Genomic DNA, 19,344 nt, shown 5'->3' with positions numbered 1-19,344 from the left:
TTTGAACTTGCTTTTATAAGGTCAAAAGATCGCAGCCTGCGGCAGCTCCTACAGGCCTATCCAAACCTGCACAAGCAGCAGAAAGCACGAAGGCGACCCTGGGGTCGCCTTCGTTCGTTTCGCGAACCGTGGGTTCGCGCGACATGCTTACTTTTTCTTGCGCACGTACAGCACAAGATTGTGATCAACCATCTCGAAGCCATACTTGTCGACGATGGCTTTCTGCAGGCGCTCGATTTCTTCGTCGAAGAATTCGATCACTTCGCTGGTTTCGACGTTGACCATATGGTCGTGATGCTTGCCGTCGTCCAGTTCGAAGACCGCGTGGCCTCCGTCGAAGTTGTGCCGCACCACAAGTCCAGCTGCCTCGAACTGGGTCAGTACACGGTAAACCGTGGCCAGACCGACGTCCTCGCCAGCCTCCATCAATGCCTTGTAGACATCCTCGGCACTCATGTGGCGCTGCTCGGCAGAGTCGAGCATTTGCAGAATCTTGACCCGTGGCAGGGTCACTTTGAGGCCGGCTTTGCGTAGTTCGCTATTTTCAACCATGGTCAGCTTTCTCGCGATGCTGCTTCGCAGCTTCTCTTAATGCGGGTATGATCGGCGTTTACGTTGTCCCAGCCAAGATAGTGGAAGTCGCCCACCGATGCAAAACACCAAGCTCTTGCTAACCAGTTTCACCTTTGTGGGACTGCTCGCACTCGCCGGTTGTTCATTCCCCGGGGTTTACAAAATCGACATCCAGCAGGGCAATGTCGTCACGCAGGACATGATAGACCAGTTACGCCCGGGAATGACCCGAAAGCAAGTACGGTTTATCATGGGCAACCCTCTGCTGACTGATACGTTCCATGCCGATCGCTGGGATTACTTGTATAGCCTGCAACCGGGTGGCGGTGAACGCCAACAGGAACGCATTAGCGTTATCTTCAACCCAAATGACCAGCTTGTCAGCCTTTCTGGCGACTTCATGCCCGGCATGAGCCGCGACGAAGCCATTCTGGGCAAGGACAGCGCCCCTGCCGTCACTGCGCCGGCAGAGAACGTCGAACAGCCGAAACCGGAAAAACCGGTCAAGCCAGGTTCGTTGCTCGATCAGATCCAGAAGGAAGTGGACGGTGTCGAAACCGTACCCGTTCCGACTCCAGAACCTCTGGAAACCTCGCCGCAATAATTTGCGACGTAAAAAAACCCGGCATGTCCGGGTTTTTTAATGCCTGGCATTTACCCGGCTCACTGATTTCGCGCTTTAGCCTCGGCAGCCTTGGCCGCACGCAGTCGACGCACCTCCTTCGGATCCGCCAGCAATGGCCGGTAAATCTCGATGCGATCCCCCGGTTGCACCGGGCGACTGTCGGGATGGACGACCACCTTGCCGAAAATCCCCACCGGGCACTGCGACAGTTCCAGCTCCGGAAAAGCTTGAGCAATACCGGACTTCAGCAAGGCGGCGCGAACGGATGTGCCTGCCGGCACCTTCACCGGCAAGAGCACCTGGCGATCAACGGCGGCATAGACCACCTCGACCTCTATCATCGCCTCAACCATGCATTTGCTTGGCGCGCTGGCAGAACGCGTCCACCAGCGTATTGGCCGCCTGATTGAACAACGGCCCCAGGGTCGCGCGAATGATCGGGCCTGCGTAATCGAACGACAGGTCCAGGCTGATCTTGCAGGCTTTCTCGCCCAACGGCTTGAACACCCACACTCCATGCAACTGAGTGAACGGCCCCTCTTCGAGATTCATCTCGATCGACTGGCCGGACACCAGGGTGTTGCGCGTCACGAAATGCTGGCTGAGCCCGCCCTTGGCCACGCCAACGCTGGCGCGCATATGCTCGGCGGAGCTTTCCAGGACTTCGGCCGTTGAACACCAGGGCAGGAATTCCGGATACCGAGCCACGTCGTTGACCAGGTCATACAGCGCTTGCGCAGGGTACGGCAGCAAGGCCGAACGTGAAATGTGTGTCGTCATGTCAGCGTCACTTCCAGAGCTGGGCGGCAAACACTACGAGAATGCCGATGGGCGCCACATAGCGCATCAAGAACAAGGACAGGGCAAACAACATCGGGTTACGCATCGACAGTTCATCACGCACTGCGTCACGCCCCATTACCCAGCCTGCAAAAACCACGAAACACAATCCACCCAGCGGCAGCATGATTCGCGAGGTGAAGAAATCGATCACGCCGAAGAAATCCAGGCCGCCCGCCGCACCCCATTGATAGAGGTGAAACAGCCCGCCTTCGTTCACGAAAAACTTGGCCTCCTTCCAGATATTGAAGGAAAACACGGTGCCCAGACCGACAAACCAGCAGGTAAACGCCAGCCAGAAGGTGACCCAGGCGCGACTGATCTTCGAGCGCTCGACCAAATAAGCCACCATGGGCTCGAGCAAGGATATGGCCGAACTCCAGGCTGCAATCGCGACCAGCACGAAGAACACTACGCCCATCAACTGGCCAAACGCTACGTTACCAAAGGCAAATGGCAGGCTGACAAACATCAGGCCAGGGCCTTCGCTCGGGTTCAGGCCGCCAGCAAACACAATCGGAAACAATGCCAGGCCGGCCACCAGGGACACGAAGGTATCCAGCAGCGCCACACCCACGACCGTCCCGGAAATCGACGAATGCTTGGGCATGTAGGCGCCGTAGATCATGATCGAACCGACCCCGACGCTCAGGGAAAAGAACGCGTGCCCCATGGCCGGCAGCAAGCCGTCGAGCACTTTTTCCGGATGGAAGTCGAACATGAAATGTACGCCCTCCATGAAATGCCCGGTGGTCATGCTGTAGCCCAGCAGCACAAGGATCATCACGAACAGCAGCGGCATCATGATCCGCAGGCTGCGCTCAAGTCCCGCCACCACGCCCTTGGCGATGACGACCGCCGATAGCAGCATGAAAATCGTGTGCCAAAGTGTCAGGCGCCATGGATCGGCAATTACATTGCCAAAGTACGCCCCCACCTGATCGGCCGTCGCCCCCTGGAAGTCGCCACGCCCCATGTCGATGATGTAGTCCAGCGACCAGCCGCCGACCACACTATAGAAAGACAGGATCAGCAAGGCCGTGATCATTCCGGCAAACGCGCCCCAGGACCACTTGCCCGAATGCCCCGCTTCCAGCGCCAGCACCTTCAAGGCATTGGCCGGGCTCTGCCGGGCGCGCCGGCCGATCAGGGTTTCGGCGAGCATGACCGGCACACCGATCAACGCGATACAGGCCAGGAACATCAGCACGAAGGCCCCGCCGCCATAGACCCCGACCATGTAGGGGAATTTCCAGATACTACCCAGGCCCACGGCCGAACCGGTCGCGGCGAGTATGAAGACCCAGCGGCTAGCCCAACTGCCGTGGACAGAAACCTTGTCTGTCGACATCGTTATTACGACCAAGCGTTCAAAAAGAGGCCGCATTGTCCGGGATTCAATCAACCTGCTCAAGCACGCAGCAATCCCGTAGCCGACTCGCGCGCAACTCCCTATAATGCCGCCCCTATGGCTAAACAGAAGAAACACCCAACAGGGACCATCGCGCAAAATAAAAAGGCGCGACACGATTACTTCATCGAACATCGGTTCGAGGCTGGTCTGGTCCTGGCCGGCTGGGAAGTAAAAAGTCTGCGGGCAAGCAAGTTGCAACTGGTTGACAGTTACGTACTGCTCAAGGATGGCGAAGCCTGGCTGCTCGGCAGCCACATCACGCCCCTGACGACCGCCAGCACCCATGTCATCGCTGATCCGGTGCGCACGCGAAAATTGCTGCTCAACCGGCGGGAGCTGGAAAAGCTCGCCGCCGCCGTGCAGCAAAAAGGCTATGCCTGCGTGTGCCTGTCCTGGTACTGGAGCAAGCACATGGTCAAGTGCGAGATCGCTCTGGGCAAGGGCAAGAAGGAATACGACAAGCGCGATACCGAGCGCGAACGCGACGCCGGGCGCGAATTGCAGCGTGCGGTGCGCAACAAGGGCAAGGAAGATTAGTCTTTGCCCTAAGACCGCTTTCGCGAGCAAGCCCGCTCCCACAATGGATTTGTGAACGACACAAAACAAATGTGGGAGCGGGCTTGCTCGCGAATGCAATCGCACAAACGATACAAAACCGTCTGACTACGTCCCCTTGCGCCGCTCCGCCCGAGCCACGCGCTGCACTTCCTGACGCACCTCCTCCAGCACCTCCTGCACATACAGGATGTGTCGACTGGAGACTTCCCGCGCCTGCTCCGCCCTGCCTTCGATAATCGCCTGATACAACTCCCGGTGCTGCGTAATCAGCATGTCGCGGGTTTCGGTGCGCTGCTTGTACATGCCGCCGATGTTGGTGACCACGTTGCGCTTGAGCAGGTCGAACAGGCCACGAATGGTGTGCAGCAACACCGCGTTATGACTGGCTTCGGCAATCGCCAGATGAAAACTTGCATCCGCCGCGCCCTCTTCCGCCCGACTGACTTCATCGTGACGCGAATAGCAGTCCTGCAATTGATTGAACGCCGCGGTCAGCCGCTCGCGATCAACGTCGGTGGCGCGCAACGCCGCGTAATAGGCGCAGGACGCTTCCAGCGTGTGGCGAAACTCCAGCAGGTCGCGCTGGGCTTCGGGGTTGCTTTCCAGCAGATGCAACAGGGGATCACTGAAGGTCGTGCCCAGGGATTCGACCACGTAATTGCCTCCACCCTGACGACTGACCAACAGGCCCTTGGCGGTCAGCTTCTGAATGGCTTCGCGTAACGATGGACGAGAAACGCCAAATTGCTCGGCCAACGCGCGCTCGGCCGGCAAGCGCTCACCCGCCTTCAGCGTGCCCTCGAGGATCATCCCCTCGAGCTGCTCGACAATATCGTCAGACAAACGGCGCTGCCGAATCTGATCAAACGCCATAACTCATTTTCTCCAACAACCCGACGGTGCGCCGGGGCTCTATTCTGGCCTATCCATACGGCGCAGGCACCTGCCACGCGAGCATTTTCCGAACAGTTCAAAACCCTGCCTACGACAAAAGTTTTAGGGCGGCAAATTGACACACCGCCTACAAGGCTTTTACCCTAGCCAACAGCGATTGTAAATTGGTATTACCAATTAACCAAGAACGCTGATCAGTGCCTGACCAACAACAATTAGGGGCCACCCCATATGCAAACCTGGCAACAGCTCTACAGCCCGCTCGGCAGCCTCGGCCTGTCCGCACTCGCAGCCGTCATTCCCATCGTGTTTTTCTTCCTGGCCCTGGCCGTGTTCCGTCTCAAAGGACACGTGGCCGGCAGCATCACCCTGGCCTTGTCAATCCTGGTGGCGATCCTTGCCTTCAAGATGCCCGTGGACATGGCGTTCGCCGCCGCCGGGTATGGCTTTGCCTATGGCCTGTGGCCGATCGCCTGGATCATCGTGGCGGCGGTATTCCTCTACAAACTGACGGTCAAGAGTGGCCAGTTCGAAGTGATCCGCAGCTCGGTGCTGTCGATCACCGACGACCAACGCCTGCAAGTGCTGCTGATCGGCTTCTGCTTCGGTGCGTTCCTCGAAGGCGCGGCCGGTTTCGGCGCACCGGTGGCGATCACCGCGGCGCTGCTCGTAGGGCTGGGCTTCAACCCTCTGTACGCAGCGGGCCTGTGCCTGATCGCGAACACCGCGCCAGTGGCCTTCGGCGCACTCGGTATTCCGATCATCGTCGCCGGGCAAGTGACCGGCATCGACGCTTTCAAGATCGGCGCCATGACCGGTCGCCAGCTGCCACTGCTGTCGCTGTTCGTGCCGTTCTGGCTGGTGTTCATGATGGATGGCCTGCGTGGCGTCCGTGAAACCTGGCCGGCAGCGCTAGTCGCAGGTTTGAGCTTCGCCGTGACCCAATACTTCACCTCCAACTTCATCGGCCCGGAACTGCCGGATATCACGTCGGCCCTGGCCAGCCTGATTTCCCTGACCCTGTTCCTCAAGGTCTGGCAGCCCAAACGCGCCGCCGGCCAGCACATCGTCGGTGCCGTGTCGGCTTCCGTGGTCAGCGCCAGCGCCGGTGGCTTCGGCCAGAAACGCACTACCGTAGCTTCGCCTTACAGCCTGGGGGAAATTTTCAAAGCCTGGTCGCCGTTCCTGATCCTGACCGTGCTGGTGACCATCTGGACCCTCAAGCCGTTCAAGGCGATGTTTGCCGCTGGCGGCTCGATGTACAGCTTCGTGTTCAACTTCGCCATTCCGCATCTGGATCAGCTGGTGATCAAGGTCGCGCCGATCGTGGCCGCGCCGACCGCCCTCCCGGCCGTGTTCAAGCTTGACCCGATTTCCGCCACCGGTACCGCGATCTTCTTCTCGGCGCTGATCTCGATGCTGGTCCTGAAGATCAATATCAAAACTGGTCTGACCACTTTGAAAGAGACCTTCTACGAACTGCGCTGGCCGATCCTGTCCATCGGCATGGTGCTGGCCTTTGCGTTCGTCACCAACTACTCGGGCATGTCCTCGACCATGGCCCTGGTCCTCGCCGGCACGGGCGCCGCCTTCCCGTTCTTCTCGCCGTTCCTCGGCTGGCTGGGCGTGTTCCTGACCGGTTCCGATACCTCGTCCAACGCGCTGTTCAGTTCGTTGCAGGCAACCACCGCCCACCAGATCGGCGTCAACGACACCTTGCTGGTGGCAGCGAACACCAGCGGCGGCGTGACCGGCAAGATGATCTCGCCACAATCGATCGCCGTGGCCTGCGCCGCGACTGGCCTGGTGGGCAAGGAATCGGACCTGTTCCGCTTCACCCTCAAGCACAGCCTGTTCTTTGCAACGATTGTCGGCCTGATCACCCTGGCCCAGGCCTACTGGCTCACCGGCATGCTGGTGCACTGAGTCCTACAGGCGACAAGGAAAAAACCGACGCCGGGCCACAACCCCGGCGTCAGCTATTCACCACCCGGTCTGCAAGGCTGCTGAAAGAATCTCTGTCTATATTCAGCGGCCTCAGCGGACGGATAACCGGGCCCACCCGGAGACACGCCTGATGAGCGAGCTTTTTTACAACGCTGTGCCGAATGCGACCCGCGTCGCCCCGCCACTGCCCGAGCCTCGGCAATACCCCAGCGAAAAACCGCAACGGGTGTACCTGTTCGGCACCTGCGTAGTGGATCTGTTCTACCCGCAAGCCGGAATGGACGCGATCCACTTGCTGGAACGCGAAGGCATCCGTGTCGAGTACCCGCAAGGGCAAAGCTGCTGCGGGCAACCGGCCTACACCTCGGGTTACACCGAGCAGGCCAGGACCGTGGCACGCTCGCAACTGGCGCTGTTCGCCGGGGATTGTCCGGTGGTGGTGCCTTCGGGTTCCTGCGCGGGCATGTTGCGCGAACACTATGCCGACTTGTTCAAGGACGAACCGGACACCTTGAAGCAGGTTCAGGCACTGGCTTCCAGGACCTACGAGCTGGCCGAGTTCCTGTTATTTGTCTGCAAAGTGCAGTTCAAGGACAGCGGCACACCGGTGAAAGTAGCGCTGCACACCTCGTGTTCGGCCCGCCGGGAAATGAACACCCACCTGCACGGCCGCGAACTGTTGGCGCAACTGGGCAACGTGGAACGAGTCGAGCACAGTCACGAAAGCGAATGCTGTGGCTTCGGTGGGACTTTCAGCGTCCGAATGCCAGACATTTCCGGGGCGATGGTGGCCGACAAGACCCGCTCGCTGAAGGAATCCGGCGCGCACCAGGTACTCAGTGCCGATTGCGGTTGCCTGATGAATATCAACGGCTCGCTGGAGAAACAGAAAGAAGCGTTGCGTGGCCAACACCTGGCCAGTTTCCTCTGGCAGCGTACCGGGGGTGCCCAATGAGCGCCGCCGAGATTATTCCTACGGTCGCCGTAGAAGAAGACTTTCGCGCCCGGGCTCACGAGGCCTTGGGTGATGCGCAATTGCGCGGCAACTTCCGCAAGGCGATGGATTCGCTGATGACCAAACGGGCCGCGGCTTTCAGCGATGCCCATGAAAGAGAACACCTGCGCGCGCTGGGCAATGCTGTCCGCGCCCGAGCTTTATCGAAGTTGCCCGACCTGCTCGAGCAACTTGAACGAAACCTGACCCGCAACGGTGTGACAGTGCACTGGGCGGAAACGGTGGACGAAGCCAATGGCATCGTCCTCTCGATCATCCGCGCTCACGAGGGGCGGCAAGTGATCAAGGGCAAATCGATGGTCAGCGAAGAAATGGAGATGAACCACGTCCTCGCTGAACAGGGCATTGAATGCCTGGAATCGGACATGGGCGAGTACATCGTCCAGCTCGACCACGAGAAGCCTTCACACATAATCATGCCGGCGATCCACAAGAATGCCGGTCAGGTCGCGTCCTTGTTCCACGACAAACTTGGCGTGGAATACACCAAGGACGTTGACCAACTCATTCAGATCGGTCGCAGGGTCCTGCGGCAGAAATTCTTCGAAGCGGACATCGGCGTCTCCGGCGTCAACTTCGCCGTGGCCGAGACCGGCACCCTGCTGCTGGTGGAAAACGAAGGCAACGGCCGCATGACCACCACGGTGCCACCGGTGCACATCGCCGTCACCGGCATCGAAAAAGTCGTGGAGAACCTGCGCGACGTAGTGCCGCTGCTGTCGTTGCTGACCCGCTCGGCCCTGGGCATCCCGATCACCACCTACGTCAACATGATCTCCGGCCCGCGCAAGGCGCATGAGCTCGACGGCCCTCAGGAAGTTCACCTGGTACTGCTCGACAATGGTCGCAGCCAGGCCTTTGCCGACAGCGAACTGCGCCAGACCCTGAACTGCATCCGTTGCGGCGCCTGCATGAACCATTGCCCGGTCTACACTCGAATCGGCGGCCATGCCTACAGCGAGGTCTACCCCGGCCCTATTGGAAAAATCATCACCCCGCACATGGTTGGCCTGGCGAAAGTCCCGGACCACCCAAGTGCCTCTTCGTTGTGCGGTGCCTGCGGTGAGGTGTGCCCGGTAAAGATTCCGATTCCTTCACTGCTGCGTCGCCTGCGGGAAGAAAACGTCAAGGCGCCCGACAGCCCTCATCAAGTGATGCGCGGCCAGGGCAGCAAGTACTCGCGCAAGGAGCGGTTCATCTGGAACGCCTGGGCCAGGCTCAACAGCTCGCCGACGCTGTATCGCCTGTTCGTCCTGGCGGCGACTCGCCTGCGCGCCCTGACGCCAAGGAATGTCGGCCCGTGGACGCAAAACCACAGCGCGCCAAAACCCGCTGCCCGCTCACTGCATGACATGGCCCGCGAGCATCTGGCCAAACAGGGAGACCGTTGATGAGCGCCAAGCAAAACATCCTCGCCAAATTGCGTAAAAGTCTGACAGGCACCACGCCAGTGGCGGACGACTTCGATGTCGATCTGGTGACCCAGCCCTACACTTACACCCCGGAGCAACGCATCCCGCAGCTGCGCAAACTGATGGAAGCGGTACACACGGAAATCCATCTGACGTCCGGCGAAGACTGGCCGGCGGTGTTGGCGAAACTGCTGCAGGAGCGCCAACTGCCCAGCCTGTTGATCGCCCCGACTACGCCGCATGGGCAACGTGTCACGCAGCACTGGGCGACAAATCCCGGGCTGCCGGCGCTCAAGGCCTACAACCGTCCGGTTGAAGAATGGAAAGCCGAACTGTTCAACGATACCCCGGCGAGCCTGACCACCACCCTTGGCGCAATCGCCGCCACGGGCAGCCTGATTATCTGGCCGACGCGGGAAGAACCGCGCCTGATGAGCCTGGCGCCCCCGGTGCATTTCGCCCTGCTCAAGGCCAGTGAAATCCGCGACAATTTCTATCAGGTACAACAGGAATTCGAATGGGCCCAGGGCATGCCGACCAATGCCCTGCTGGTGTCCGGCCCGTCGAAAACCGCTGACATCGAGCAAGTCCTGGCCTACGGCGCCCACGGTCCGAAAGACCTGGTGGTGCTGATCCTGGAGGACCAATGAGTCTACCAGCCGCTTTCCTGCGCGAAGCGCAGCAACTGATTCCCCAGGAACGACGTTTCGACGATCCGCTGTCGACGCTGGCCTTCGGCACCGATGCCAGCTTCTATCGCCTGAATCCACAACTGGTGATTCGCGTCGAGTCCGAAGAGGAAGTGGTGGCGCTGCTCAAACTGGCGCAACGCGATCGGGTGCCGGTGACCTTCCGCGCCGCCGGCACCAGTCTGTCCGGGCAAGCCATCAGCGATTCGGTGTTGATCGTGCTGGGGGATAACTGGAACGGTCGCGAGATCCGTGGCCAGGGCACACAAATCCGCCTGCAACCGGGGGTGATCGGCGCGCAGGCCAATGCCTGGCTGGCACCGTTCGGGCGCAAGATCGGCCCGGACCCGGCCTCGATCAACGCCTGTAAAATCGGCGGCATCGTTGCCAACAATGCCAGCGGCATGTGCTGCGGCACGGCACAAAACACCTATCACACCCTGGCCGGCATTCGCCTGGTGCTGGCCGACGGCAGCCGTCTCGATACCGAAGATGCTGCGAGTGTCGCGGCGTTTCGCGCCAGTCATGGCGACCTGCTGGAGCGTCTCGCGACCTTGGGCCGCGAGACCCGCGCTAATGCCGATCTGGCTGCGAAAATTCGCCACAAATACCGTCTGAAAAATACCACCGGCCTGTCACTCAACGCCCTGGTGGATTACGACGAGCCTGTGGATATCTTGAGCCACTTGCTGGTGGGCTCCGAAGGCACCCTCGGCTTTATCAGCGCGGTGACCTACGACACCGTAATCGATCACCCGAACAAGGCCTCGGCGCTGATCGTATTCCCCGATGTGGAAACCTGCTGCAACGCCGTCACCGTGCTTAAAAGCCAACCGGTGTCAGCGGTAGAGCTGCTGGACCGGCGCAGCCTGCGTTCGGTGCAGAACAAACCCGGCATGCCCGCTTTCGTACAACAGCTGTCGAACAATGCCTGCGCCCTGCTGATCGAATCCCGCGCCGCATCGTCCTCGTTGCTGCAGGAACAACTGGCGCAGATCATGGCGTCGCTGTCCTCGTTCCCGGTAGAGAAACAAGTCGACTTCACCGAAGACCCGCTGGAAAACGCCCGGCTCTGGGCGATCCGCAAGGACACCTTCCCCGCCGTCGGCGCGGTGCGCAAAACCGGAACCACGGTGATTATCGAGGACGTGACCTTCCCGGTGGAACAACTGGCCATCGGCGTGAACCGACTGATCGAGTTGTTCGACAAACATCACTACGACGAAGCGATCCTTTTCGGACATGCACTGGAAGGCAATCTGCACTTCGTCTTCACCCAAGGCTTCAACAACCCGGAAGAAGTCGCACGCTATCAGGCGTTCATGGACGACGTGGCGCAACTGGTGGCGGTCGAGTTCGGCGGTTCACTGAAGGCCGAGCACGGCACCGGGCGCAACATGGCACCCTTTGTCGAACTGGAATGGGGCAGCGACGCCTACCAGTTGATGTGGCAGCTCAAGCGCCTGCTCGATCCCAACGGCATACTCAATCCGGACGTGGTTCTCAGCGAAGACCCGCAGATCCACCTCAAGCACTTGAAACCCTTACCCGCCGCCGACGAGATTGTGGATAAGTGCATCGAATGCGGCTTCTGCGAACCGGTCTGCCCGTCCAAAGGACTGACCTTGAGCCCGCGCCAGCGCATCGTCATCTGGCGGGACATCCAGGCGAAGAAACGCGCCGGCGTCGATACCCGCGAACTTGAAGCGGCCTACGAATACCAGGGCATCGATACCTGCGCGGCCACCGGTCTTTGTGCGCAGCGTTGCCCTGTGGGCATCAACACCGGCGAGCTGGTGAAAAAGCTTCGCGGCCTACACGCATCTCATACGAAAACCGCCAACTGGCTTGAAGGCAATTTCGCCACGGCGCTGCAAGGTGCGCGTTTCACCCTGCACGTGGCCAATGGCGCACGGATGTTGCTGGGGGCGCCGCGCCTGGCAAAGTTGTCGGCGACCTTGACGCGCTTGTCCAAAGGTCAGGTCCCGCAATGGACCAACGCCATGCCGCAGCCGGAAAAAGCCATTCGCTTCAGCCCGACGGTGACCGACGAACGCCCGCGCGTGGTGTACCTGGCCGCGTGCGTCTCACGCGCGATGGGGCCGGCGGCGGGCGACAAGGAACAGATGTCGCTGTACGACAAGACCCGCGGCCTGCTGGAAAAAGCCGGTTACCAGGTGGTCTTCCCGGACAACCTGGACAACCTCTGCTGCGGCCAGCCGTTCGCCTCCAAGGGTTATGCCGAACAGGCCGAACACAAACGCCAGGAACTGATCGGCGCCCTGCTCCACGCCAGCCGTGGCGGACTCGACCCGATCTACTGCGACACCAGCCCCTGCACGCTGCGCCTGACCCAGGACCTGGGCGATGTGCGCCTGGACCTGTACGACCCGGTGCGCTTCATTCGTACGCACTTGATGGATCGACTGCAGTTCACACCGCAGGACGCGCCCATCGCGGTGCATGTCACCTGCAGCACCCAGCACCTTGGCGAAAGCCAGGCGCTGATCGATCTGGCGCGCAAATGCAGCAACCACGTGGTCATCCCCGAAGGCATTCACTGCTGCGGATTCGCCGGCGACAAGGGCTTCACCACCCCCGAGCTGAACGCCCATTCGCTGCGCACGTTGAAGGATGCCGTGCAGTATTGCAGCGAAGGCATCTCCACCAGCCGCACCTGCGAAATCGGCTTGAGCCAGCATGGCGGAATCGATTATCACAGCCTGGTGTACCTGGTAGACCGCGTAACCCAAGCGCGCCCCACCCTGTAGGAGCAAGCTTGCTCGCGATGGACGTCAACGATAACGCGTGCTGTCTGGATAAACTCGTTACCCCAAGATCCATCGCGAGCTCGCTCCTACAAATTCTTACCCCCACGCAATCGCAAAAAAAAACCGAATTCCTGCGCGCGGCTATAGTCATTTAGCTAGGCCCTCTAATCGGGCTTATAACCACCTCGGCTGGCAGCCCGATTCACCGGCAGCACCGAGCCCTCATGCGCAAGGAGATACCCATGAAGCACTCTGCAATGGCTGGATTGTTCATTTCTGCTGCACTGTTGGCATCGCCGGTGTTCGCAGCGGACGAAAATCTTTGTGACGGGAACATTGCCAAACTGAAGAACGCCATCACCACCGCGCCTGCCGTATCCGAGAGCTCCATGGATAACGCAAAAACTGCGCTGGAGGATGCGGAAAAGGCCAAGGCAGCCGGTAACGAGAAGGACTGCATCGAGATCTCCAGTCAGATGCTTGAGAAAATTCAGCAGCGCAGCCCTACGAAAAAGTGATCACAGACAAGGCCAACCTTCGGGTTGGCCTTCCGTGCCACATTGGCGTAGACTACACAGGCTTGTTGCTCATCGGATTCACGAGCAATGAGTTCGGGGCCGTTTAGGATTCGACGCCGGTTGCGAAACTTTAGGTGCATGCCGAGTTGGTAACAGAACTCGTAAATCCACTGTTGCAACTACTTATAGTTGCCAATGACGAAAACTACGGCCAGGAATTCGCTCTCGCTGCGTAAGCAGCCTTAGCCCTGAGCTTCTGGTACCTTCGGGTCCAGCAATCACCAGGGGATGTCTGTAAACCCAAAGTGATTGTCATATAGAACAGAATCGCCGTGCAGTACGTTGTGGACGAAGCGGCTAAAACTTACACAACTCGCCCAAAGCACCCTGCCCGTCGGGTCGCTGAGGGTTAACTTAATAGACACGGCTACGCATGTAGTACCGACAGCGGAGTACTGGCGGACGGGGGTTCAAATCCCCCCGGCTCCACCAAATACGAAGCAAGACAAAACCCGCCCAGTGCGGGTTTTGTTGCATCTGGGGTTCGGTAATCCAAAGCTGATACGCCCCCCTGTAGGAGCGGGCTTGCCCGCGAAGAGGCCAACCAAACCACCGCAAAAACGGCGGCATGCACTTCATGCAGAGCCTGCGGGAAGGGAGTCAGCATGAATAATGTTCTGTTGATAATGGACTACGCCCGTGCCCGCCTGTCACTGGAGCCGCTGTTCAGCAACCTCGTTCGCAGCTCATCAGTAGAACTCGTCCAGCAAACAGTAAAACGCTATCCGTTGCTGATCGGGTTCCACACCATAGGCGTGGAAAAATGGCGCTACCCATGCCTGTCCAAGGTTGCGCTCTATGCTTCGGGCAGCCAGCGCAAGATCTTGGTAAATGTCACTGATGCCTAGTCGGCCGCAGTCGATGTAGCCGGTAAAACGGGTTCCTTCGACCATGAAATTCGGCAGGCAGGCGTCGCCGTGGGTGACCGCAAGATCATAGGTTTCAGGGAGCGTCGACAGCAGCTCTGCGAAAACATCCACAGCGGTCCGACCCAGCCGCTCATCGTCAAAGTCTGCCTCGTCAACGAGCCCGGCACTCACTCGACTCCGGGCGGCGGCTATGCGCTGCTCCAACGGGTGATCAAAGGGACATGCCTCGATTGGCACCTGGTGCAGAGTACGCAGTGCCACTGCCAGGATGCGGATGACTTGGGGTGGAGACAGATCGTTGGCACTGGCCAGATCCTGTCCGGGGACGGCACTCATGAGTAACCAATGGCGATTGTTTTCTGTCGTGGCATCAAGAACGGTTGGCGCAGGCAGGTCGAGCTGGTTCATCCAGCGAAGACGCTCAATCTCTTGCGGCAGCTCACTATGGACGCCAACGGGTTCGGACTTCACAAACAGGTGTTCGCCGCTGATGCAGCGAATGCGAGAAACCTCGGCGCCTGACTCGCCGATGGTTTGTCGTTCAATGGGTGCACCACTGGATGTTTGGGACCATTGGGTGGGAATGTACATACTGTTACTTACCCTGCTCCGGCAGATAATGATGAGAGGCCTCATGATCCGCGACTTTCGAAACCTGGACCTGGAACCCGTATTGGACATCTGGCTACGGGCGTCAATCCAGGCGCATCACTTCATCGCCCCCGAATTCTGGCGCAACCAGCTTGATGCCATGCGCGAGGTCTACCTGCCCGGCGCCATGTCCAGAGTATTTGAGGCCGATGGGGCCGTCGCAGGATTTTGCTCCGTGTATGGCGACACGCTTGCGGCGCTTTTCGTATCGCCTGAGCATCAGGGGCACGGCATAGGTACGCGGCTTCTCGCGGACGCCAAGGCCTCCAGGTCAACGCTACGGTGACTGTATATTCGGCGAATGCGCCCAGCATCCATTTCTATGAGCGCCAGGGATTTGTGGTTTTAAATGAACAACGGGATGAGCACACTGGCCACCTTGAGAAGGTGATGCGCTGGGGTGACCTGGTTCAGGACTAGGCACCACTTTTGCCCTTCAACTCAAACGAAAGTCACTCAGGTCAATCGACACCATCACCCTCTCGCGCAGGGGTTGCCTGTCCTCGCCCCGCAGGTAGGCTCTGCGCCGGGAGGGAAAGCGAAAGCCCTGGGCTTCAACGTACTCGCCCACGTATTGGGCGGCTGCGAAGCCGCCGGCCACGTCGACGTGATAGTCGTGTCGACGCAACAGGCCGTCGTCAGCGAAGTAAAAATCCTGGACACGGCTGTGGCTGGCGATGTGTTCCGGGAACTCGACCCGCAGACCGCGCCAGGTCTCAGGGCCTTCCTGCCAGGGGGTGATTTCAGTGACGTTGAAATCCGCCATCGCCATGAAAAACGGCGTCGTCAGGTAGGTCCACATGGCGTACCCGCTGAAGTACGCACGGTGCAGCGGGTCCCAAGGTGTGTTCATGTCGTGCCCGGCGAATGACTCTCGCGGGTTCGAGCGCTCGCGCACGATTTCGCCCTCGGTGGTTTCGATGGCGATGTAGTCGGCCCGGAATGCCGTGCGCCAGTGCGGGTTGCCGAAGGGTGTCACGCTGGCGTTTTGCTGGTGCAGGCTGACGGTCATCACGCGGGGCATGGTGTCTTGCACCACGCTTTTCATTGCCCATAATTCCCCGCCCGTGATGATGGTGGCGTTGAGCGAGGCAAACTTGTTCCAGCGCTCCAGCTGGCCATGGGCGTCGAGTACTTTTTTCAGCAAATCGTTCATGGGTCTTGCCCCTTTCGATGCTGGCCGGAATCAAAAGAATAGGTCACTGGCGGGTCGTGGGCGGATCTATGCTGATGACTTCACTACAGGCTCGATCCTCCACTGACCAGAAGCATTGAGGAATGCAAAACATGAATATGCGGATTCTGGCCCTCCTGGCAGCGATGGTTTGCCTACCGGCACACGCCGCCAGCGAAGTCGACGCCTTCGATGCCGGCAATGGCAGCCGGCCTTTCGACCAGACGCTGGAACTGCAAGGCATTGTTTTTCATGTGACGGATGAGTCGGTCGATGGCGGCCGGGCAGTGCGCATCGCTCCCCAAGGGCTGGAAATCGATAATTCAGCCATGACTCACCCCTTGGCCGGCGACATCGCTCGGGCGGAGGTCGGAGACCTTGATCGGGATGGCTCTCCGGAAATTTACGTGTTCGTCAGGTCACCAGGGCGCGGATTGCCCGGCGAACTCGTCGCCTACGCCGCCAACCGTAAAAAATCCCTCAGTGCGATCTATCTGCCACCGGTCAGCGAAGACCCGAAGGTCGCCGAGGGGTATCGGGGCGAGGACGAGTTTGCCGTGGTGAAAAACACCTTGGTGCAGCGGTTTGCGCTGTATGACAGTGCCGACGCTTCGGCGGGCCGGACCGGGAAAATGCGCGAGATTCAGTATCGGTTGATGCCTGGGGAGGCGGGGTGGATTATGCAGAGGCAGAAGGTGATGGAGTATTGAGCAATTTTCCGGTTTCGCCTGCCGGGCAACACATGAACTTTTCTTCACCCCGGGTTCAGGCAACTCCCTGTACATTTGCCCTTGCTCATTCAAGAAACTACGGTTTGCCCGCCCTCCCGCGGGCTTTTTTTTGTCTTGCGAAATGTCCTACTTTGAAACAACTCGCGAAGAAAAATCCCACAGGTCTTTCAGGTTGTCGCTCGGAAGGGGGCTGTTTAGCCTTTGTTGGTCACTGATAACTCAGTGATCGGGCGTGAGATCCCGGGAGTATGAATCCAGTGCCAGTACCACCATAATTGCCGCCAGCTATCCGCTGTCAGCAATGTTTTATGGCGGCTGTGTGCGGGCAGACTTCGGTCTGGCCGGTTTCCTACTCCCGGTGATCTCACTCCGCACACAGCTGCCACCCATTTCGCCGCGTGAGATCGGTGAGTGGCGGTGGTTCTCAAATCGAGTGGAGAACTCAGATGGATAAACTTATCCCGGATCCGCCTTTCACAACCGAAAAGCCCTATCGCCCCAGCCCCTTCTTCACGATCCTCCCCGACATCAAATCCGAAAACCTCCTCGCCCACGCTTGTGAATCACTGGCTTCAGCCAGCGTCATGCTCAATGACTTCGCCACTTACCTTCACGGCCCCCAGCGCAACACCGCGCTTGGGATTGCGCAGATCGTCATGCTGGCGGAGCTGGCTGTGAACAGGGCGCTGGATAATGTCGATCCGCAGGGCTAGGAAAGTAGACCGCGTTATCGTTCTTCGCGAGCAAGCCCGCTCCCACATTTAGTCTGTGGCGTATGCAAATTCTGCGGCCACCGAAAGACTATTGTGGGAGCGGGCTTGCTCGCGAAAGCAATTTGCCAGGCAACAAAAAAACAGAACATCTCACTCAAACTGCGGGCTACGCTCAACCCGCAATTTGCGACAATCCTTTTGCAGCACCGGCATCTCCAACCGCGCTCTTCCGTAAAAGGCCAGCGCCGTCAGTAAACACGCCAGCCACACGAAGATCCCGGCCCAGAAGGTGTGGGACATGTAGTGCCAGCCCTGCACCACCCGTGTCGTGCCATAGACAAACCCCAGGGCCAGCGAGCCGTACATGATTGCCTTGGAATAGCGCCAGCGGTAACGGCGGGCAACAAAGTACAGCGCCAGCATGGTGAAACCACCGGAGGCATGCCCGCCGGGCCAGCAACGACCGTCACCGGCGACTTTCAACAAATCGAAATTCTCGTACCACTCCCTGTGCTCGATCTTCCCGCCGTACTGGGTGGTCTCGATCGGGCAATACACACTGGTATGACCCTTGAGATAGTGGATGACGCCGGTGCTGATGGAGAAGGCAAACACCACGTAGAGGAAATCCCGCCGATGTTTGCTGGCAAAACGTAGCACCGGCGCGACCTTGATCTTTTCCAGGACGGCGATGATCTTCGCGTGTTTTTCCGCCTTCAGGCGCGGCCAGAGAAACGACAGCAAGGCACCGATGATGGCGATCTCGCCAGTCCAGTTCGGAATGATCCGCGCCCATTTATGGGTGATCTTTTCGAACAGGTGCACATGGTCCAGAGGGAATGTTTGCGTCACCGGGTCATAAAACAGATCGTTGAAGGCGATGTCGATCCGGGTCAGGTCGAACATCAGGAACACCACGACCGCGCAGGCCAGTGGGATACCGAAGTTCACCCAGTAAAAACGCGAGCGTGAAGCCGTCAGCATGGCGTGTCCTGGTGACAGAGTGAATTCATTCGGTGGTCACCGATTGCCAGTCCGAGGCCTCGATGAACCCGAGTATGTGGGGCGCTTGTTGCGCTTGGGCGGTAACGAAAAGCGAGGCGCCGTAACCAAGAGTCGAGATGGGCAACTTGAGATCCTTTTGCAGTTGCGCCATGCATTCGCTATGGGTCACCAGGATCAGGTTGCGCCCGGGGACCTTGTGCGTCAGCGCGTCGCGCAGCATCGTGCCCTTGCAGTTGATCAGCCAGTCGTCGCCAGCGCCGACCGAGTTGAACATGTACCCGCTGGTCTGCGCCGTACGCACCATCGGGCTGTTGTAGATGTCGGCCTTCCCCAGCCCAAGCTGCTCGAACTGCGCACCGACCGCCACCGCAACGCTGCGCGAACGATCGGTAATGCCATCATCGCCACTCAGGCAGGGGGCGCTGGAGTGATCGCAACGCTCGACATGGCGCACCAGCACGATCATGTCGCCCCTGGCCCAACCCGCCAACAGCGCCCGCGCGCCCTCCACGTTGCCATGGGCCAGATCCGGCACGGCGTCAGCCCGCAACAGCAATACCGTCATGGCCAGCGCCAGCATCGCCGTGGCCAGCACCACGAGCGGATTGCGATAACGGGTAAAACGGCTCAGGTCGATCGAGCGGTGTATTCCGAACAGACTCAGTCTCAATTCCACAACAAGCCGCCTCGCAGCCCTTCATCAGGTGCCGTGAGAGTAAAGAGGCGGGCGTCGGCTGCCAGTGAAACCGATGTGAAAAAAAGCTTAAGCCCCTAGCAAAAGCTTGTTACAGCATCCGTCCGACAAAATCCTTTCAGCTCTCGCGATTGCTGCCGATACAGACCTGCAACCCACCTTGCTGGCGCCTAAGAACAACAATCTTCCAG

General features: G+C 59.4%; 20 protein-coding genes and 1 other RNA gene. 12 read left to right on the top strand and 9 right to left on the bottom strand.

Annotated elements, in window-relative coordinates:
• Window positions 1-147: 147 nt before the first annotated feature.
• Window positions 148-552 (bottom strand): ferric iron uptake transcriptional regulator, encoded by a 405-nt coding sequence (fur, locus tag DKB71_RS04230; RefSeq protein WP_003197684.1) that lies wholly within the window; start codon window positions 550-552, stop codon window positions 148-150.
• Between the two features lie 97 nt (window positions 553-649).
• Between fur and DKB71_RS04225 the strand changes: the two genes are divergently transcribed.
• Window positions 650-1,177 carry an outer membrane protein assembly factor BamE gene (locus tag DKB71_RS04225; protein ID WP_274074079.1) on the top strand — a complete coding sequence of 176 codons (528 nt, stop codon included), beginning with the start codon at window positions 650-652 and terminating at the stop codon, window positions 1,175-1,177.
• A gap of 59 nt (window positions 1,178-1,236) precedes the next feature.
• On the opposite strand, the gene DKB71_RS04220 is transcribed toward DKB71_RS04225, so the two are convergent.
• The 3 genes from DKB71_RS04220 to DKB71_RS04210 are packed head-to-tail and all read right to left on the bottom strand — an operon-like array spanning window position 1,237 to window position 3,389.
• On the bottom strand, window positions 1,237-1,551 hold the full coding sequence (locus DKB71_RS04220) for an RnfH family protein (protein ID WP_274074080.1): 315 nt from the start codon (window positions 1,549-1,551) through the stop codon (window positions 1,237-1,239).
• Window positions 1,544-1,978, bottom strand: coding sequence for a type II toxin-antitoxin system RatA family toxin (locus DKB71_RS04215; RefSeq protein ID WP_408599707.1), 435 nt, complete (start codon window positions 1,976-1,978; stop codon window positions 1,544-1,546). Before DKB71_RS04215 ends, DKB71_RS04220 begins: the two co-directional genes overlap by 8 nt.
• 7 nt (window positions 1,979-1,985) lie before the next feature.
• Entirely contained in the window at window positions 1,986-3,389 is a 1,404-nt protein-coding gene (locus DKB71_RS04210) for a sodium-dependent transporter (RefSeq protein ID WP_323628167.1), read from the bottom strand.
• Between the two features lie 117 nt (window positions 3,390-3,506).
• On the opposite strand from DKB71_RS04210, the gene smpB reads away from it, so the two are divergent.
• A complete protein-coding gene (gene smpB / locus DKB71_RS04205) occupies window positions 3,507-3,989 on the top strand; it encodes an SsrA-binding protein SmpB (RefSeq protein WP_008057382.1) in 483 nt (160 codons plus the stop codon).
• A gap of 126 nt (window positions 3,990-4,115) precedes the next feature.
• Here smpB and DKB71_RS04200 read toward each other — a convergent pair whose 3' ends face one another.
• The gene (locus DKB71_RS04200) at window positions 4,116-4,883 is read right to left on the bottom strand and encodes an FCD domain-containing protein (RefSeq protein ID WP_323628166.1); all 768 of its coding nucleotides are present in this window, start codon (window positions 4,881-4,883) and stop codon (window positions 4,116-4,118) included.
• A 252-nt stretch (window positions 4,884-5,135) separates the two neighbouring features.
• Here DKB71_RS04200 and DKB71_RS04195 point away from each other — a divergent pair, with 252 nt between their 5' ends.
• The 7 genes from DKB71_RS04195 to ssrA all read left to right on the top strand — a co-directional run bounded on the left by DKB71_RS04195 (window position 5,136) and on the right by ssrA (window position 13,748).
• Window positions 5,136-6,830 (top strand): lactate permease LctP family transporter, encoded by a 1,695-nt coding sequence (locus DKB71_RS04195; protein ID WP_408599706.1) that lies wholly within the window; start codon window positions 5,136-5,138, stop codon window positions 6,828-6,830.
• 151 nt (window positions 6,831-6,981) lie between these two features.
• On the top strand, window positions 6,982-7,806 hold the full coding sequence (locus DKB71_RS04190) for a (Fe-S)-binding protein (protein WP_408599705.1): 825 nt from the start codon (window positions 6,982-6,984) through the stop codon (window positions 7,804-7,806).
• Window positions 7,803-9,257, top strand: coding sequence for a LutB/LldF family L-lactate oxidation iron-sulfur protein (locus DKB71_RS04185; protein ID WP_408599704.1), 1,455 nt, complete (start codon window positions 7,803-7,805; stop codon window positions 9,255-9,257). The genes DKB71_RS04190 and DKB71_RS04185 overlap by 4 nt, the downstream gene beginning before the upstream one ends.
• Window positions 9,257-9,928, top strand: coding sequence for a lactate utilization protein C (locus tag DKB71_RS04180; RefSeq protein ID WP_323628163.1), 672 nt, complete (start codon window positions 9,257-9,259; stop codon window positions 9,926-9,928). The genes DKB71_RS04185 and DKB71_RS04180 overlap by 1 nt, the downstream gene beginning before the upstream one ends.
• Window positions 9,925-12,738 (top strand): FAD-binding and (Fe-S)-binding domain-containing protein, encoded by a 2,814-nt coding sequence (locus DKB71_RS04175; protein WP_408599703.1) that lies wholly within the window; start codon window positions 9,925-9,927, stop codon window positions 12,736-12,738. The genes DKB71_RS04180 and DKB71_RS04175 overlap by 4 nt, the downstream gene beginning before the upstream one ends.
• Before the next feature lie 242 nt (window positions 12,739-12,980).
• Window positions 12,981-13,256 (top strand): hypothetical protein, encoded by a 276-nt coding sequence (locus tag DKB71_RS04170; RefSeq protein ID WP_274074089.1) that lies wholly within the window; start codon window positions 12,981-12,983, stop codon window positions 13,254-13,256.
• A 95-nt stretch (window positions 13,257-13,351) separates the two neighbouring features.
• Window positions 13,352-13,748: a transfer-messenger RNA gene (gene ssrA, locus DKB71_RS04165) on the top strand.
• A gap of 257 nt (window positions 13,749-14,005) precedes the next feature.
• Here ssrA and DKB71_RS04160 read toward each other — a convergent pair.
• Window positions 14,006-14,776, bottom strand: coding sequence for an APH(3')-II family aminoglycoside O-phosphotransferase (locus tag DKB71_RS04160; protein ID WP_408599702.1), 771 nt, complete (start codon window positions 14,774-14,776; stop codon window positions 14,006-14,008).
• Between the two features lie 43 nt (window positions 14,777-14,819).
• On the opposite strand from DKB71_RS04160, the gene DKB71_RS04155 reads away from it, so the two are divergent.
• The gene (locus DKB71_RS04155; RefSeq protein WP_408599701.1) at window positions 14,820-15,122 is read left to right on the top strand and encodes a GNAT family N-acetyltransferase; all 303 of its coding nucleotides are present in this window, start codon (window positions 14,820-14,822) and stop codon (window positions 15,120-15,122) included.
• 150 nt (window positions 15,123-15,272) lie between these two features.
• Here the strand turns inward: DKB71_RS04155 and DKB71_RS04150 are convergent, their stop codons facing one another.
• Window positions 15,273-15,992, bottom strand: a complete 720-nt coding sequence (locus DKB71_RS04150; RefSeq protein ID WP_408599700.1) for a hypothetical protein — start codon at window positions 15,990-15,992, stop codon at window positions 15,273-15,275.
• A 131-nt stretch (window positions 15,993-16,123) separates the two neighbouring features.
• Between DKB71_RS04150 and DKB71_RS04145 the strand changes: the two genes are divergently transcribed.
• Window positions 16,124-16,720 carry a hypothetical protein gene (locus DKB71_RS04145; RefSeq protein ID WP_408599699.1) on the top strand — a complete coding sequence of 199 codons (597 nt, stop codon included), beginning with the start codon at window positions 16,124-16,126 and terminating at the stop codon, window positions 16,718-16,720.
• A 467-nt stretch (window positions 16,721-17,187) separates the two neighbouring features.
• Window positions 17,188-17,454 (top strand): DUF6124 family protein, encoded by a 267-nt coding sequence (locus DKB71_RS04140; RefSeq protein ID WP_408599698.1) that lies wholly within the window; start codon window positions 17,188-17,190, stop codon window positions 17,452-17,454.
• Window positions 17,455-17,604: 150 nt separating this feature from the next.
• Here the strand turns inward: DKB71_RS04140 and DKB71_RS04135 are convergent, their stop codons facing one another.
• Window positions 17,605-18,438, bottom strand: coding sequence for a phosphatase PAP2 family protein (locus DKB71_RS04135; RefSeq protein WP_408599697.1), 834 nt, complete (start codon window positions 18,436-18,438; stop codon window positions 17,605-17,607).
• 25 nt (window positions 18,439-18,463) lie between these two features.
• A complete protein-coding gene (locus DKB71_RS04130) occupies window positions 18,464-19,135 on the bottom strand; it encodes a histidine phosphatase family protein (RefSeq protein WP_408599696.1) in 672 nt (223 codons plus the stop codon).
• Window positions 19,136-19,344 lie beyond the last annotated feature (209 nt).

It is taken from the genome of Pseudomonas sp. PLMAX, assembly GCF_046042685.1.
Taxonomy (GTDB): domain Bacteria; phylum Pseudomonadota; class Gammaproteobacteria; order Pseudomonadales; family Pseudomonadaceae; genus Aquipseudomonas; species Aquipseudomonas putida_AE.
The sequence above is the reverse complement of the archived record's forward strand: the minus strand, read 5'-3'. Positions and strand labels throughout refer to the sequence as shown.